Consider the following 15252-nt stretch of genomic DNA (forward strand, 5'->3'; position numbering starts at 1 on the left):
CCGCCGGTGCCGCCTATATCCAGACGGTGCTGAGCGCGCTCAAACCGCCATCGGCGCCGTCAGCGGTTCGTGATGCCGGTAGCCGACCAGCGAGAAATCGGCGGGCTCGACCTTCTCCAGCCATTCCGGCTCGTACACGCCCGTCTTCGCATACTCGGGCACGCGCTCCGAGATCGCCAGTTGCGGACTTTCGAACGGCTCGCGGCGCAACTGCTCGTTCAGCATGTCGAGCTGGTTCTCGTAGATGTGCGCGTCGCCGATGAAGTACGTGAACCAGCGCGGCGTGTAGCCCGTCAGCCGGGCGACCAGGTACAGCAGCACCGCCCCCTCGGTCAGGTTGAACGGCGTGCCGAGGCCCACATCATTGCTGCGGATATAAAGACACAGCGAAATCTCGCGCTTCGCCGCGTTCGGCAGGAACTGATACAGCAGGTGGCAGGCGGGCAGCGCAATCTCTTCGAGCACAGCCGGATTCCACGCATGAAACAGAATGCGCCGGTCGGCGGGGTTGTGCATGATCGTGTCGAGACACTGGCGCAACTGGTCGATCGCCTTGTAGAGCAGCACCTGCGGGCGCCCGTCCTCGACGAATTCCGCCACGCGCGCATAGCCGCGCGACTGCGCATCGGCAATGCGCGCCGTCGCGCCGGCATCCAGCACCTTGTACGCGGGCCAGCGGCGCCACTGCACGCCGTACACGCCGCCGAGGTCGTCCGGGCCTTCGCGATAGGGATTCGCGAGCCACTGCGCGTTCTCGTTCGCGTTGGCGTCCCAGACCTTGCAGCCGAGCGCGCGGAAGTCGGCCGCGCTGCGCGAGGCGCGCAGAAAGCCGATCAGCTCGCCGACGGCGGACTTGAACGCCAGCTTCTTCGTGGTGACGGCCGGAAAGCCCTGTTGCAGGTCGAAGCGCAGCATCGCGCCGGGCTGGCTGATCGTGCGGATGCCCGTGCGGTTTTCCTGCCAGGTGCCGGTGTCGAGAATCGAGCGGACCAGCTCGAGATACTGTTTCATGCGGGGTTCCTTCGGCGGGCAGGCTCAACGCCCGATTGGCCCGGTTCGGATGGAAAACCCCGATTTTAGCAAGCGCGCGGCGGTCAGGTCGGGCGGCGCGTGTCGCACGCCCCGCCGGCCCCGAACTTACGCCCCGCCCCCCGAAGCCAGTCCTCCCGGATGCGGCGCGAGCGGATCGCTTTCCATATGGCGCATGCCGTGCGCGCATAGCAGCCGGTACAGCGTCACGCGCGAGATGCCGAGCTCCTGCGCCGCGTCGCCAAGACGCCCGCGATGGCGCAGCAGCGCGAGTTCGATGGCCTGGCGCTCGGCCGCCTCGCGCGCCTGCGAGAGGGATACCGGCACCACCTCGACGTAATCGCCGAGTTCGAGGTCGCGCGCCGTGATGGCCCGCCCCTCCGACATCACGATGGCGCGCCGCACGCGATTGATGAGCTCGCGCACATTGCCCGGCCAGCTGTAATTATGGAGCGCCGCGATCGCGTCGGGCGAGAAGCCGCGCAGGCGCCGGCCGCCGTCCTTGCGAAAGCGCTCGAGCATATGGCGCGCGAGCAGTTCGATGTCCTTGCCGCGCGCGCGCAGCGGCGGCTCGTCGATCTGCAGCACGCAAAGCCGGTGATACAGATCCTGGCGGAAGCGCCCTTCCAGCATCGCCGCACGCATGTCGACGTGCGTTGCCGAGATGATGCGCACGTCCACCGGAATCGACTGGTGGCCGCCCAGGCGTTCGATCTTGCCTTCCTGCAGGAAACGCAGCAGGCTTGCCTGGCTTTCCAGCGGCAGATCGCCGATCTCGTCGAGGAACAGCGTGCCGCCGTTGGCCGCCTCCACGCGGCCGACCTTGCGCTGGCTCGCGCCCGTGAACGCGCCGCGCTCGTAGCCGAACAGCTCGGATTGCAGCAGATGCGGGGGGATCGCGCCGCAGTTGATCGGCACGAACGGCGCGGTGCGCCGCGACGAGCGCTCGTGGATCGCGACGGCGGTCAGCTCCTTGCCCGTGCCCGATTCGCCCGAGATGAACACCGGCGCATCGGTCATCGCGACCTTGCGGATCGAGCGGAACAGCGCGAGCATCGCCTCGCACGAGCCCACCATTTCGCCCTCGGTGCCGCCCGTGGTGTCGTTCGAGGCCGGCTCGACGAGCGAAACCATGCCATAGGCATGGCCGATCGAATCGACGATGCGCTCGCCGTTCCACGGCACCGTTACGTAATCGAAACAGTAGTCGCGCACGAGCCGGCGCAGCGTGGCGTCCTTGAGCTGGCCCGTGGTGGTGGCCGCAACCCAGCCGACGTTAGGCAACGTAAGGCAAGGCTCGAACGAGCCGATCTCATTCAGATGGAAATGACTGGAAAGGTCGAGCAGGCCGCCGGCAGGAAGTCCTGCGCGCAGCGCCCGCCGCGCGTCACGTGCGGTGCCGACCACCTCCACCTGCCAGCCGCGCTCGTCGAATCGCTGGTGCAGCACCTTGTCGGGTTCGCGCGTCACGTAAATCAATTGCCGCGTTGCGGATTCCATTATTCAGATCCTCTCGCCAAACACTGCGTTGGAGATTGACGGCACGCACCTGAATGTCCAGACACGCAGCATTAAGCGCCATTTCACCGCATTGATCGGATTGGCGGCGAACAAACATGCTTTTTGCTGACGGCATAACCCCGAGTCGTGGCGTGTGTGTGTCAGTGGCCCTTTTGGCCTTTTTTCTTTTGGGCAGTACGACGTTTTCTGAAGCTTACTATATGCATTGGGCTCGTGGATAGGAAATATGCCCGGCGAATCAATGCGGGCCGGATGGAAAGGCTTCCAGGGCGGGATATTCCCATATCGTCCGAAGAAAATAAATCAGATGTTTCCTTTCTCTTCACGCATCGCCGAATAAGGCGGCATTCCGGAATGTTACGTCTGCGCAATCTGCGGACCCGATTCAGCATTGCTCGTTTCAACACTGAAACATTTTGACGAAAATCGGCCATTCAAATTTCGCAGAAAATATCGCGCATCGAAGCGCATCAACGGTTTGCGGCACATGGCACACGTTTCGCTAAATCTCCGGCACCAGGAGATACGCCATGCGACTCGTCCACCTCAACACCAGACGCCAGTTCAATGCCAGCGCCGCCGCCCTCGCGGCTGCCGCGCTGCTTGCCCTTGCGCCGTCGGTGCACGCGCAATCGTTCGATGCCGGCGCGCAGGTCGCCTCGGCCGCCGCGAAGGTGTTCGCCGATGTCATTCCTGCAACGCCCGACACGTTCGGTGCGCCGTGGGCGATGTCCGCGACGCTGAAGCTGGCCGCGACGCCTGACGACGACGACGCGGGCGCCGCAAGCGGCCCGCTCGCCGCCGACCCGTCGCCGGAAGACGACGACAGCGTGGTGGCCGGCATCGGCGCGCTGGACGACCAGACGCTGTCGCGCCAGCGCGGCGGCGCCGTCGGCATGGTGATGGTGGCCGCCACGCCGCAGCTGATGCACGGCGGCAACAACGTCACCTTGTGGGACGAAATCGCGCCGCCCGCCCCCATGCCGATCCCGGTCGACGGTTCGGCCGCCCAGGGCAATGTGGCCAGTTACACGAGGAAGTAATCCGATCGAGAAAGCAACCCGCGCCGCCCGGGCGGCGCGGTGTCCGGCGCGGCGCACAGCGGTGCGCCCCGGACTGCAGGAGACCAACATGTCAGCACGCATCACCACGCCAGCCGCGGGCCGGCGTTCAGCAAGGATCGCCGCGGTGCTCTGCGGCTGCCTTGCAGCAGGTGTAACGGCGGTGGCCATGGCGCAGCAGGTCACGAATCCGGGCGACATCATCGTCGAGCGCGATGTCACGCCGCGCGGCGCCTTCGACAGCGTGCCGAGGAGCCAGGATCCGGTGCTCGTGCGGGCGACCACGTTCCCGGCCAACACGTTCAACCCGACCATGGCCGCCGTCGTCTCCGACGCGGAACTCACGAGCGCTCACGGTTCGACCGGCGTCGTCGCGAGCAACACGGCCGGCGCCACGGCCGCCAGCATGCAGGTGCTCACCGGCGTCCTGAGCGGCCGGGAAAGCGGCAACAACATGGCGATGGGCGCGGGCGTCCAGGCCGGCGGCATGGGCGGCTCGATCACGTCCGCCGTGACCGGCGCGCTGGCGCCGATCTCGGCCGCCCTCGGAGCCGTGAAATGAACGGCCGCCGGCTTCTTCCGGCCGCGCTCGCCGCCGCCCTGCTCGCCGGCGCGGGCGCCGCGCAAGCCCAGGGTGTCGTCACCGCCAATGCGGTGATCGGCGCGGACGCGGCAACCGGCACGGTCGGCGCGGTCACCGTCAACGAGGCGGCGGGCCTGAACAACGCGCAGTCCAACCAGATGACCATCACGAGCGGAAGCTCAATCATGGTCAACGGCATCAGCAGCGAACAGACCGCGAGCGCGCGGGCACGCGTGCCGGTCGCGACCGCGAGCATCGGCCAGGGCGCCTTTGCGAACGCGTCGGGCGCGGTTCTCGTGAACCAGGCTGCGGGCGCAGGAAATACCCAAAGCAACAGTGCCCGAATCGGCACTGCTGTGATCGGTGTTGAAACTGTCTCGGACGGGGATCTGTCTGCGACAGCTGCAACGAACGGTGGTCCGGGCCGATCGGCCGAGTCCAGTGGCATTCGTGAAGCGAGTATCGGCAGTACGGCGTTCAGGAATGCGACTGGTCTCGTGCAGGTGAACCAGACCGTCGGAGCCGGTAATGCTACGGCGAACAGTTTTGTGCTCCGTCCCCCGGCGGGCACTCTTTTCTAACTGACCAATCAGTATCGGAGCGACATCATGAAGCGCACTCTCATTGCTGCGGCAGTTCTCGCGGTATCGTCGGGCAGCGTCTTCGCCCATAGCTGGGCGGACCCGTTCATCTACAACGCAACCGGCGTCACCCAGGGCGCCGAACTCTGGGGCGGCGTTCTGCTGTATGGCTGCGTCGGCGTGTCGAGCACCACCGGCGCCGTCGTCAACAACACGCAGAACGTCAACCTCGGCTCGGACGGCGTCACGCTGACGCCGAACCTGCCGACGGGCTCCTATCAGACCGGCTCGACGACCACCTTCACGCACAACACGACGAACACGGCCAACATCGGCGGCACGGCATCGGGCTCGCTCACGACGACGAGCTACCATGCATCGGCCGGCGCGCAAGGCTTCGAAGCAACGTCGGGCTATGCCTATGGCAACCAGTCGGCGTTCGCAGCCGGCGGCGGCTACGAATATAGCCAGCAGAGCGCGGGCATCGGCGGCTACTTCTACAACACGAACCAGAGCCAGGGCGGCCACCTCTCCGCGGGCGGCCACGCCGGCGGCTCGTATGGCTCGTATCACTATGGCAACCCGTTCTTCGGCAACAGCGGCGGTGGCGGCTACGTCCAGGGCGGCCTCTCGGCCGGCTACAACGAGTCCAGCTATGCCAAGGGCTCGGGCGTAGGCGGCTACTTCGAAGGCACGGAAGGCTCGGGCCAGGGCGCGGTGTGGGGTGCCCAGGCGAACGAGGGCTCGGGCTACCAGGCCTTCGGCGAGCAGTCGAGCGGCTATAGCGTGAACGGTTCGGTCAACTCGGGCTCGGTCAACGCCCAGTGGAGCGTGAAGTCGCATGACGACACCACCAGCACGACGACGGTGGGCGCGGTCACGACGCACTACAACGGCATCCCGACCGGCTCGCTCAACGCGAACATCGGCGACGGCAGCTCGGGTGCCATGGGCGTGTCGGGTAACGTCGGCATCAACATCACGGAAGGCGTGGACAACGCGCAAAGCAACGATGCGTCGCTGGCCATGATCGATGCGGGCAGCGTGTTCGGCAATGCCCAGGTCTTCAACAATCAGTCGACCTCGGGCGACGCGTCGATCAACAACTTCAACGTCAACGCGTCCATCGGCAGCAACGCGCTCGCCGGCGCAACCGGCAACATCGGCGTGAACGTCGCCGCCGGCGTGGGCAACGCGCAGAACAACAGCCTCGCCGCCGCCAGCAGCACCGACACGAAGGCCCCGAGCGGCGCTGCCATGGTCGCCACCGACCAGAACAACCAGACGGCCAGCATGAACTTCAACGGCTCGTTCGGCGGCACCGCCTCGATGGCCGCGAATGCGCTCGCCGGCGCCAGCGGCAACATCGGCGTGAACATCGCCGGCGGCGCGGGCAACGTCCAGCACAACGGCCTTGCCATCGCTGCTCTGACCATCTCGAAGTAACCGCCTGGCGCAGTACGCGCGCCGGCTGCCACTGCAGCAGCCGGCGCGTTTCCCGTAGCAACAACCTGCGTGGGACCGGAGCAGGCATAAAAAGCCGACTCCGGATCGACAGGAGACCACCATGCCCGGGCTCGACCGGTTCCCGGCGTCGAAAGCTTGCGTCGTTGCGCTCGCAGCTTGTGTTTTGTGTGCGCAAGCCCACGCACAGTCGACGCTCGATGCGACTAACCTCATTGGCGTGCCGGTGAAGTTGCCGATTCGCTCGATGAAGGACATTCGCTACAGCGGCATCATCACCCAGCAGTTCGACTACAGCTGTGGCGCCGCTGCACTCGCGACACTTCTCAAGGACGGCTACGACATCGATATTCCGGAGGTCGAACTGATTCGCCGGATGATGGTGTACTCGACGCCCGAGGTGGTCGTGAAGAACGGCTTTTCGATGCTCGACATGAAGAAGTTCGTGGAAACGATCGGCCTGCGCGGACGTGGTTTTCGCGTCAACACCGACGCGCTCTATCACTTGCAGATTCCCGTGCTCGTCCTCATGAACATCGACGGCTACGAGCATTTCGTGATCGTGAAGCATGCCGAAGAAGGCCGCGTGTTCATTGCGGATCCGGCGCTCGGCAATCGCATCGTCGCCGAGGACGATTTCGCGAAGACCTGGAACGGCCTCGTCTTCGCGGTGCTCGGCAAACCCTTCAGGGAGGATTCTCCGTTACTGCAGAACAACCAGTCGCTCGCACTCAAGCTGCGCGCCAACGCCCTGGCGAACGGTATGGCGGCGACACCCTTTGTCGATTACGGCCTCGAAAAGGCCGTAATGTTCTGATGTAGTGATCCAGCCATGAACTGCAAGCTCTCAAAGTATGGCGTCACGGCAGCGCTCGTCGCGCTCGCCTGCAGCCATGCGAGCGGTGCGCCTGTCGCCGGAGGCATCGAAGCCCAGACGTTGCCTGCCTTTCTCTCGGTCGGCGCCGCCGCGCAGCAGCAGAACATTCAGTGCCAGCCCGTCGACGACGACGTGCTCTCCCATCAGACCGGCAAGTATGCCGGCAGCAACATGATTTCCGGGTTCGTTCTGAGCCTGCTTTCCGAATGGCAATTGCCGAATGGCGCGACGGCAGTCGCGCAAGGCGCACTCAGCGTCACCCAAAGCGTCACCAACCAGTTGACGGCCCAGATCCAGACGTCGGCCAGCGTCACGGGCGGCAACAATTCGCATAACACCGGCGCCAATCCGAATGCCGTCGCCACGGGCGGTCAGAACGTGGCCGTCAACGGGATATCGCAGATCACGCAGGTTGCCGGCAACAGCAATAGCGGCAGCAACGGCGCCACCATCGACTACAGCAGTTCGCTGCCGCAGCTCACGGGCGCCAACAACCAGACGAGCGCGTTCGCCTCGAATGCGAGCGGCAGTGTCACGGCCGGCATCTCGTTCGCGAATAACAGCATCAACCTCTCGTTGCAGACGCCCGCCGGCATCGCGACGCAGAGCGTCGTGCCGAGCAACGCCCAGCAGGCCGGCGCCATTGCCCAGTTGCTCCAGATCGCAGGCAATAACCAGCAGGTCGCCAATCGGCTGGCGCTGACTCTGCAGACGCAGCAGATGAGCTCCGCCATGATCCGGCAGTCCGGCTTACTACAGGCACTGCGCATTAGCCACTAACGAGGAGGCACCGTCGCGGGCGGGGGGCCCGCGGGCAGTACGGCAAGAGACAGAGAAGCATTGCTGTAAGCGGGCGCGAGACCGCAAAGCGCGGCAAAGCGCCCGTCTGCAAACCCGGGGGGAAACAAGAATGAACACGATGTCCAGGACGGGCTGGCCGCGCCTCAGGCTCGCGGCCATACCCGCAGCTGCCATGTTGTTCGCCTTTGCGCAGTCGGCACACGCACAGGCGCTTCAAGACCAATCGCTCGACGACCGCCTCAACACGCTGATGCGCGTGGTCGACGAGCAGCAAAAGCAGATCCAGTCACTCGAACGCCAGGTCACGAACCTGGAGATGCAGCAGCGCGGCCGCGGCCTGCCCGGCGCGGGCGCGCCCGACGCCGCTTCCGATACTGCGGTCGCGGAACAGCCCGGCGCGGACGGCCTGCCCGTCCCGTTGCCGCCGCTCGCCCAGGCGATGCCCGGCGCCACCGCGCCGGGTTCGCTCACCGGCACGGCTACGGGCGTTCCCGTCAATCCGCCCTCGCCCGACAGCGGCCCGACCACCGGCGCGACCGGCAGTTCGGCCGCAAGCGGCCCGCAGCAGGGCGCGCCGGTTGGGGTCAATCCGGCGAATCCTGCGAACGCGGCCAATCCGGCGAACGCGACAAATGCGGCGAGTCCGACGGTCGGCACGACGCAGCAGAGCGAGCAGCCCACCCGCACCGCCTCCGAGCAAGCCGTCGCGGAGCGCCAGGAAGCCCCGCTCTTCGACCACAAGCTCACGCTCGACTGGGGTATCAGCGACACGTACTACGACCGTCGCCAGCTGCAGCTTTCGGGCTTCCTCGCGCTCGACGCGATCTTCCTCGGCAACATCAACCTCGGCGAGACCAAGTCTCACCAGCTGATGGCCGACCTCGACGTGCGCTACGGTCTCACCGACCGCATCAGCGTCGACGTCGACGTGCCCTACATCTACCGGCACAGCACGTTCATCGTGGGCGGCGCGGGCGGTGCGGCGAGCACGCTTTCCGACGCCTCGGCCAATTCGAGCGACATCGGCGACGTGAACTTCGGGATCTACTACCAGTTCCTGAAGGAAACCAACGATATCCCCGACGTGGTCGGCAGCCTGCGCGTGAAGTCCGACACCGGCAGCTCGCCGTTCGGCATCAAGCTGGAGCAGATCTCGGGCGACAACACGAACCTCGTGGCGCCGACGCGGCTGCCCACCGGCACCGGCTTCTGGAACGTCACGGCCGGCTTGTCCGTGCTGAAGACCTACGACCCGGTCGTGCTGTTCGGCAGCTTCTCGTACACGTACAACATCTCGCGCTCGTTCGCCGATATCTCGTCGGTGGTCGGGCAGACCGAGCCGGCCGACGTGAAGCTCGGCGACATCATCCAGTTCGGCGGCGGCGTCGCGCTCGCGTTCTCCGACAAGGACTCGGCCAGCATCTCGTACACGATGGCCATCGAGCCGCAGTCGCAGACCAAGGCGCCGGGCGGCAGCTGGACCGGCGTGCCGGGCAGCGAAACCACGGCCTCCGTGCTGAATTTCGGCCTGAATCACGTCGTCAACAAGCACCTGACGATCAACGGCGCGGTCGCCGTGGGCCTCACGCCCGACGCACCGAACTTCGTCGTCGGCGTGCGTTTCCCCTACACCTTCTGACGAACACGAGGTCGATCGTGCGCGAAACTTCTCACCTGAGCGCCACCGTGACGCCGTTCGCCGGGGCGGGCCAGCGGCCCGCCGTCGTGCCGCCGCCGCAACCGGGGCGGCCGCTCGACGAAGCCGACGAAACCGCCGTGGGCAGCGTGACGGAAACCGAACGCATCCTCGTCTACGTCGCCCGCACGCCGGACCCGGCGCTCACGGCCTACCTGAAGAGCCGCGGCTGGGATCTCGCCACGGCGCGCACGGCTCACGAGGCCTCGCGGCTCGTGAAGCCGGAGTCCGCCTGCGCCGGCATCGTCGATCTGACCGGCTTCGCGTCGCGCGATCTCGCCGCGCTCGAAGCGGTGCTGCGACTGCAGCAGGTCGGCTGGATCGCACTCACCGATGCAACGCGTCTCACCGATCCCGAAGTGCGGCGGCTGATCCGCCACTACTGCTTCGACTACGTCCATCTGCCGGTCACGAATGCGACGCTCGACTATCTCGTCGGCCACGCGTTCGGCATGGTGTCGCTGTGCGATCTCGACGCGCCCGGGGCCGTCGCGGCGGCGAGCCACGACGAAGACGAAATGGTCGGCACCTGCGAAGCGATGCAGCAGCTTTTCCGCACGATCCGCAAGGTCGCGAACACCGACGCAACGGTGTTCATCTCCGGCGAGTCGGGCACCGGCAAGGAGCTGACCGCGCTCGCGATCCACGAGCGCTCGCCGAGGCGCAAGGCGCCGTTCGTGCCGATCAACTGCGGCGCGATCCCGCATCATCTTCTGCAATCCGAACTGTTCGGCTACGAGCGCGGCGCGTTCACGGGCGCCAACCAGCGCAAGATCGGGCGCGTGGAGGCGGCCAACGGCGGCACGCTGTTCCTCGACGAAATCGGCGACCTGCCGATGGAAAGCCAGGCGAGCCTGCTGCGCTTCCTGCAGGAAGGCAAGATCGAACGCCTGGGCGGCCGCGAGCAGATTCCGGTGGACGTGCGCATCATCTCGGCCACCCACGTCGATCTCGAAGCCGCGATGCGCGACGGACGCTTCCGTGCCGACCTGTTCCACCGCCTGTGCGTGCTGCGCGTGGACGAGCCGCCGCTGCGCGCGCGTGGTAAGGATATCGAAATACTTGCGCATCATGTGCTGCACAAGTTCAAGATGGACAGCGCCCGCAAGATTCGCGGCTTCACGCCCGATGCGATCGAGGCCATGTACAACTACAACTGGCCGGGCAACGTGCGCGAGCTCATCAACCGCGTGCGGCGCGCCATCGTGATGGCCGAAAGCAAGCTGCTCTCCGCCGAGGATCTCGACCTCGCGCAATTTACCGAGCAGGAGACGGTGACGCTCGCCCAGGCGCGCGAATCCGCCGAGAAGCGCGCGATCGAAGCGGCCCTGCTGCGCCACCGCCACCGCCTCACCGAGGCGGCCGCGGACCTCGGCATCTCGCGCGTGACGCTCTACCGCCTGATGGGCACGCATGGCCTGCGCGACGAAAAAACGATTTTCGCAGGCGAGGCGGAGAACCAGCCCGAGCCGCCGGCGGAAAACGAGGAATGAGGGGAGTGCCGGGAGTGAGGGGGAACGCCGTCGGGTAGAATCGCAGGGTACGCCCTACTTCGACTAACTACCTCGACTGACTCGATGACGACGCTCACCCTGATCGTCGCGCGCGCGCGCAACGGCGTGATCGGCCGCGACAACGAACTGCCCTGGCGCTTGCCCGAAGACCTGGCCTTCTTCAAGCGCACGACGATGGGCGCCCCCATTGTGATGGGCCGCAAGACTCACGAATCGATCGGCCGCGCCCTGCCGGGGCGCCGCAATATCGTCGTGACGCGCAACGCCACGAAGCGCTTCCCGGGCTGCGACACGGCCACGAGCCTCGAAGAGGCGCTCGCGCTCGCGGCACAGGATCAGGCGCCCGAGGCATTCCTGATTGGCGGCGCCCAGCTTTATGCCGAAGGGCTCGCGCTCGCGCACAAGCTCGTGGTGACCGAAATCGCCATCGACTTCGAGGGCGACGCCCACTTCCCCGCCCCCGATCCCGCGCACTGGCGCGAAACCTCGCGCCAGTCGCTGCACGCGAACCCGCCGAACAACTTCGACTTCGCGTTCGTGACGTACGAACGGCGCGACTGAAGGCCTTACTGCCCCGCCACCGTCATGCGCTCGATGAGCACCGAGCCGGTCTGCCGCGTACCGCGCGCGAGCGTGTCGGCGCCCACGGCGACGATGTGGCGGAACATCTCCTGCAGCGTCGAGGCCACCGTGATCTCTTCCACCGGGTACTGGATCTTGCCGTTCTCCACCCAGAAGCCCGACGCGCCGCGCGAATAGTCGCCCGTCACGAAGTTCACGCCCTGCCCCATCAGCTCGGTCAGCAAGAGACCCGTGCCGAGCTTCTTCAGCATCGCCTCGAAGTCGTCGCCCGGTTGCGTGAGCGAGCTCTTCAGCTGGAGATTGTGCGAACCGCCCGCGTTGCCGGTCGTCTGCATGCCGAGCTTGCGCGCCGAATACGACGAGAGGAAATAGCCCTGCACCACACCGTCCTTCACGACCTCGCGGCGGTGCGTGCGCACGCCCTCTTCGTCGAACGGCGCGCTGCCCGCCGCGCGCGGCACGTGAGGGTCCTCCACGATCTGGATATGCGGTGCGAATACCGGCTTGCCGAGGCTGTCCACGAGGAACGAGGTCTTGCGGTAGAGCGCGCCGCCGCTCGTCGCCTGCACGAACGCGCCGAGAATGCCCGCCGCGAGCGGCGCCTCGAACAGCACCGGCACCTTGCGCGTGTCGAGCCCGCGCGCATGAAGCCGCGACAGCGCCCGCTCGGCCGCATAGCGGCCCACGGCCTCGGGCGAAGCCAGCTCGCTCGCGCTGCGCCGCGACGTGTACCAGTCGTCGCGCTGCATGTTGCGGCCTTCGCCCGCGATCGGCGCGCACGAGATGTAGTGGCGCGAATACGGATAACCGTGCAGGAAGCCGCCGCTCGTGGCCAGCACGAACTGCGAATGCTGCGCGGAGACGCTCGCGCCTTCCGAGTTCTTCACGCGCGGGTCGGTGGCGAACGCGGCGTCCTCGGCGCGGCGGGCGATCTCGACAGCCTCCTCGGCAGAGAGATTCCACGGGTGGTAGAGGTCGAGGTCGCGCGGCGCCGTTTCGAGCAGGTCGCGCTCGGCGAGTCCCGCGCAGTCGTCGTCGGCCGTGAAGCGCGCGATGTTGTACGCGGCCGCCACGGTGTCCTTGAGCGCCTGCGCCGAGAAGTCCGAGGTGCTGGCATTGCCGCGCTTGTTGCCGATATAGACGGTCACGCCGACCATCTTGTCGCGGTTGTGCTCGATGGTCTCGACTTCGCCGCGCCGCACGGACACGGAAAGCCCGTCGCCCTCGGAGATTTCCGTTGCCGCGTCGCTCGCGCCGAGCGCCTTCGCGTGCCGGAGGATGTCCGAGGCGATCTCTTTCAGTTCGTCCTGGGTATGCGGGAAAAAGCGTTGCCGGGCTTCGATATCTGCTGCCATTGTCGTTACGGTCCGGTTCCGGGCCGCCTGGGCCCGATGGTGTTCACTGATCGTGTGTCGGGAAATTCGCCTCATGGGCGCATCCCGCGATCATAGCAAGGTATCGGGCCCCGCACCGAGGCGGGTTTTCGCGTGCATCCCGCGATGCCCGGCGCCGTCGCGCCCGCAAGCTACAATATCGCCCATGAAACGCAAAACCCGCATTCAACCCATTCACGACGACTCGTCCGATCAGGACGACAACGGCTACGATCGTCCCAGCAAGTCGCAGCTCAAGCGCGAAATGACGGCGCTCCAGGAACTGGGCACCGCCCTCGTCGAACTGCCGAAAGACGCGCTCAAGCGCATGCCGATGACCGAAGACCTCGCGGACGCCGTCCACGAAGCGCGCCGCATCACCGACCACGAAGGCAAGCGCCGCCAGCTCCAGTACGTGGGCCGCATGATGCGCGGCCTGAACGAGGCCGAAGTCGCCGCGCTGCGCACGGCGCTCGAAGAACACCGCGGCGTGAACCGGGCCGCCACGGCGCGCCTGCACTGGATCGAACGCACGCGCGAAAAGCTGCTCGCCGAAGACGCCGCGCTCACCGAGTTCATTCGCCAGCACCCCGCCGCCGACCCGCAGGAAGGCCGCACGCTGATCCGCAACGCGCGGCGCGAGCAGGAGCAGGGCCGGCCGCCCCGGTACTTCCGCGAACTGTTCCAGTGGATCAAGACCGCGAGCGGCAGCCCGGACGAGGCCAGCGACACGGCCGATGGCGGGGACGAGGAGCGCGACGATGACGAAGCCTGAGCGTAGCCATCCTGACGAACTGCTGATCGGCCTGGTATCGGTGAGCGACCGCGCGACGGCGGGCGTGTATGAGGACAAGGGCATTCCGTCGCTGACGGAATGGCTCGGCATGGCGCTGAAGTCGCCCTGGCGCGCGGAAACGCGCCTGATCCACGACGACGCGGCCACGATCTCCGCGACCCTCACGGCGCTCGTGGACGGCCTGGGCTGCGACCTCGTGCTGACCACGGGCGGCACCGGGCCGGCGCGCCGCGACGTGACGCCCGAGGCGACGCTCGCGGTGGCAACGAAGGCAATGCCGGGCTTCGGCGAGCAGATGCGCCAGATCAGCCTGAACTTCGTGCCGACGGCGATCCTCTCGCGCCAGATCGCGGTGATCCGCGAAACCGCCGATCACGCGGCGCTGATCATCAACCTGCCGGGCCAGCCGAAGTCGATCCGGGAGACGCTCGAAGGCCTGCGCGACGAGACCGGCGCCGTGAAGGTGCCGGGCATCTTCGCGGCGGTGCCGTACTGCATCGACCTGATCGGCGGGCCGTACATCGAAACCGATCCGAACGTCGTGACGGCGTTCCGGCCGAAAAGCGCGCAACGCCCGCCGCGCGCGTAATTTGCCCCTCGCAGCGAGGCAACCGAACTTATTGAGCCGCCCCGCTTGCCCCACCGGCACTCGCCTCTGCCGGCGCCTGGCTCGCGCTGGGCACGAGAAAATGCTCGCGATAGTACTTGAGCTCGTCGATCGACTCGTGGATATCGGCCAGCGCCGTGTGCATCGCGCGCTTCTGGAAGCCCTTGTAGATAGCCGGCTGCCAGCGGCGGCAGAGCTCCTTGAGCGTGCTGACGTCGAGGTTGCGGTAGTGGAAGAAGCGCTCGAGCGTCGGCATCCAGCGCGCCATGAAGCGGCGGTCCTGGCAGATCGAGTTGCCGCACATCGGCGACTTGCCCGGCGGCACGTACTGCGAAAGAAACGCGAGAATCTGCTCGGCGGCGCTTTCCTCGGTCACCGTCGAGGCGCGCACGCGCTCGGTGAGGCCCGAGCGGCCGTGCGTGTTGCGGTTCCACTCGTCCATGCGGTCGAGCGCGGCTTCGGTCTGATGAATGGCGAGCACCGGGCCTTCAATCACCTTGTCGAGCGTCGAATTCGTCACCACCACGGCGATTTCGATGATCCGGTCGGTGTCGGGGTCGAGCCCCGTCATCTCCATGTCGAGCCAGATCAGGTTCATGTCGGTACGTTCGAGCGGCGCCTGGCCGGCCGTCGTGGCGGAGGTCGTGTCAGTCATGGAAGGCAATCCGGAAAACGGTGAGGACGCGGCGGCCAGGCGCGATGGACGCTGCGACGCAGCGAGCTTGCAGTCGCCCAGCCGGCAAGAACATATAATTGTCGCATAGATA

Annotated in this window: 15 protein-coding genes; 11 read left to right on the plus strand and 4 right to left on the minus strand. The window is 66.4% G+C overall.

Annotated elements, in window-relative coordinates; all coding sequences use genetic code 11:
• Positions 1–39: 39 nt before the first annotated feature.
• Both BAC01S_RS13815 and BAC01S_RS13820 read right to left on the minus strand, forming a co-directional pair.
• Positions 40–1011 (minus strand): thymidylate synthase, encoded by a 972-nt coding sequence (locus BAC01S_RS13815; RefSeq protein ID WP_027795297.1) that lies wholly within the window; start codon positions 1009–1011, stop codon positions 40–42.
• Positions 1012–1137: 126 nt separating this feature from the next.
• Positions 1138–2529 (minus strand): sigma-54 dependent transcriptional regulator, encoded by a 1392-nt coding sequence (locus BAC01S_RS13820; protein ID WP_027795298.1) that lies wholly within the window; start codon positions 2527–2529, stop codon positions 1138–1140.
• Positions 2530–3080: 551 nt separating this feature from the next.
• On the opposite strand from BAC01S_RS13820, the gene BAC01S_RS33840 reads away from it, so the two are divergent.
• The 9 genes from BAC01S_RS33840 to BAC01S_RS13865 all read left to right on the plus strand — a co-directional run bounded on the left by BAC01S_RS33840 (position 3081) and on the right by BAC01S_RS13865 (position 11688).
• Positions 3081–3593, plus strand: a complete 513-nt coding sequence (locus BAC01S_RS33840; RefSeq protein WP_027795299.1) for a hypothetical protein — start codon at positions 3081–3083, stop codon at positions 3591–3593.
• An 88-nt stretch (positions 3594–3681) separates the two neighbouring features.
• Positions 3682–4173, plus strand: a complete 492-nt coding sequence (locus tag BAC01S_RS13830; RefSeq protein ID WP_043202217.1) for a hypothetical protein — start codon at positions 3682–3684, stop codon at positions 4171–4173.
• Positions 4170–4775: a hypothetical protein gene (locus tag BAC01S_RS13835; protein WP_027795301.1), complete on the plus strand. Its 606-nt coding sequence runs from the start codon at positions 4170–4172 to the stop codon at positions 4773–4775. The genes BAC01S_RS13830 and BAC01S_RS13835 overlap by 4 nt, the downstream gene beginning before the upstream one ends.
• A gap of 27 nt (positions 4776–4802) precedes the next feature.
• The gene (locus tag BAC01S_RS13840; protein ID WP_027795302.1) at positions 4803–6221 is read left to right on the plus strand and encodes a hypothetical protein; all 1419 of its coding nucleotides are present in this window, start codon (positions 4803–4805) and stop codon (positions 6219–6221) included.
• A gap of 121 nt (positions 6222–6342) precedes the next feature.
• Positions 6343–7056 carry a C39 family peptidase gene (locus BAC01S_RS13845; protein WP_027795303.1) on the plus strand — a complete coding sequence of 238 codons (714 nt, stop codon included), beginning with the start codon at positions 6343–6345 and terminating at the stop codon, positions 7054–7056.
• Between the two features lie 15 nt (positions 7057–7071).
• Positions 7072–7896, plus strand: a complete 825-nt coding sequence (locus BAC01S_RS13850; protein ID WP_027795304.1) for a hypothetical protein — start codon at positions 7072–7074, stop codon at positions 7894–7896.
• Positions 7897–8035: 139 nt separating this feature from the next.
• Entirely contained in the window at positions 8036–9556 is a 1521-nt protein-coding gene (locus tag BAC01S_RS13855; RefSeq protein WP_407667934.1) for a hypothetical protein, read from the plus strand.
• Between the two features lie 17 nt (positions 9557–9573).
• Positions 9574–11106 (plus strand): sigma-54-dependent transcriptional regulator, encoded by a 1533-nt coding sequence (locus BAC01S_RS31285; protein ID WP_043202219.1) that lies wholly within the window; start codon positions 9574–9576, stop codon positions 11104–11106.
• Between the two features lie 84 nt (positions 11107–11190).
• A complete protein-coding gene (locus BAC01S_RS13865) occupies positions 11191–11688 on the plus strand; it encodes a dihydrofolate reductase (RefSeq protein WP_027795306.1) in 498 nt (165 codons plus the stop codon).
• Between the two features lie 5 nt (positions 11689–11693).
• On the opposite strand, the gene pmbA is transcribed toward BAC01S_RS13865, so the two are convergent.
• Positions 11694–13064 (minus strand): metalloprotease PmbA, encoded by a 1371-nt coding sequence (gene pmbA, locus BAC01S_RS13870; protein WP_027795307.1) that lies wholly within the window; start codon positions 13062–13064, stop codon positions 11694–11696.
• A 184-nt stretch (positions 13065–13248) separates the two neighbouring features.
• On the opposite strand from pmbA, the gene yjgA reads away from it, so the two are divergent.
• Both yjgA and mog read left to right on the plus strand, forming a co-directional pair.
• Positions 13249–13857: a ribosome biogenesis factor YjgA gene (yjgA, locus tag BAC01S_RS13875; RefSeq protein ID WP_043202221.1), complete on the plus strand. Its 609-nt coding sequence runs from the start codon at positions 13249–13251 to the stop codon at positions 13855–13857.
• Complete coding sequence (gene mog / locus BAC01S_RS13880; RefSeq protein ID WP_043202224.1) at positions 13844–14467, plus strand: molybdopterin adenylyltransferase; 624 nt, start codon at positions 13844–13846, stop codon at positions 14465–14467. Before yjgA ends, mog begins: the two co-directional genes overlap by 14 nt.
• A 28-nt stretch (positions 14468–14495) precedes the next feature.
• Here mog and orn read toward each other — a convergent pair whose 3' ends face one another.
• The gene (gene orn, locus BAC01S_RS13885) at positions 14496–15140 is read right to left on the minus strand and encodes an oligoribonuclease (RefSeq protein WP_027795310.1); all 645 of its coding nucleotides are present in this window, start codon (positions 15138–15140) and stop codon (positions 14496–14498) included.
• Positions 15141–15252 lie beyond the last annotated feature (112 nt).

It is taken from the genome of Paraburkholderia acidipaludis NBRC 101816 (assembly GCF_000684975.1).
GTDB lineage: Bacteria > Pseudomonadota > Gammaproteobacteria > Burkholderiales > Burkholderiaceae > Paraburkholderia > Paraburkholderia acidipaludis.

Excerpts from the sequence above, each read along its gene's own strand:
- BAC01S_RS13815 (WP_027795297.1), bottom strand. The coding sequence starts at position 1,011 with ATGAAACAGTATCTCGAGCTGGTCCGCTCGATTCTCGACACCGGCACC.
- yjgA (WP_043202221.1), top strand. The coding sequence starts at position 13,249 with ATGAAACGCAAAACCCGCATTCAACCCATTCACGACGACTCGTCCGAT.
- BAC01S_RS33840 (WP_027795299.1), top strand. The coding sequence starts at position 3,081 with ATGCGACTCGTCCACCTCAACACCAGACGCCAGTTCAATGCCAGCGCC.
- BAC01S_RS13855 (WP_407667934.1), top strand. The coding sequence starts at position 8,036 with ATGTCCAGGACGGGCTGGCCGCGCCTCAGGCTCGCGGCCATACCCGCA.
- BAC01S_RS13820 (WP_027795298.1), bottom strand. The coding sequence starts at position 2,529 with ATGGAATCCGCAACGCGGCAATTGATTTACGTGACGCGCGAACCCGAC.
- pmbA (WP_027795307.1), bottom strand. The coding sequence starts at position 13,064 with ATGGCAGCAGATATCGAAGCCCGGCAACGCTTTTTCCCGCATACCCAG.
- mog (WP_043202224.1), top strand. The coding sequence starts at position 13,844 with ATGACGAAGCCTGAGCGTAGCCATCCTGACGAACTGCTGATCGGCCTG.
- BAC01S_RS13865 (WP_027795306.1), top strand. The coding sequence starts at position 11,191 with ATGACGACGCTCACCCTGATCGTCGCGCGCGCGCGCAACGGCGTGATC.
- BAC01S_RS13845 (WP_027795303.1), top strand. The coding sequence starts at position 6,343 with ATGCCCGGGCTCGACCGGTTCCCGGCGTCGAAAGCTTGCGTCGTTGCG.
- BAC01S_RS13830 (WP_043202217.1), top strand. The coding sequence starts at position 3,682 with ATGTCAGCACGCATCACCACGCCAGCCGCGGGCCGGCGTTCAGCAAGG.
- orn (WP_027795310.1), bottom strand. The coding sequence starts at position 15,140 with ATGACTGACACGACCTCCGCCACGACGGCCGGCCAGGCGCCGCTCGAA.
- BAC01S_RS13840 (WP_027795302.1), top strand. The coding sequence starts at position 4,803 with ATGAAGCGCACTCTCATTGCTGCGGCAGTTCTCGCGGTATCGTCGGGC.
- BAC01S_RS13850 (WP_027795304.1), top strand. The coding sequence starts at position 7,072 with ATGAACTGCAAGCTCTCAAAGTATGGCGTCACGGCAGCGCTCGTCGCG.
- BAC01S_RS13835 (WP_027795301.1), top strand. The coding sequence starts at position 4,170 with ATGAACGGCCGCCGGCTTCTTCCGGCCGCGCTCGCCGCCGCCCTGCTC.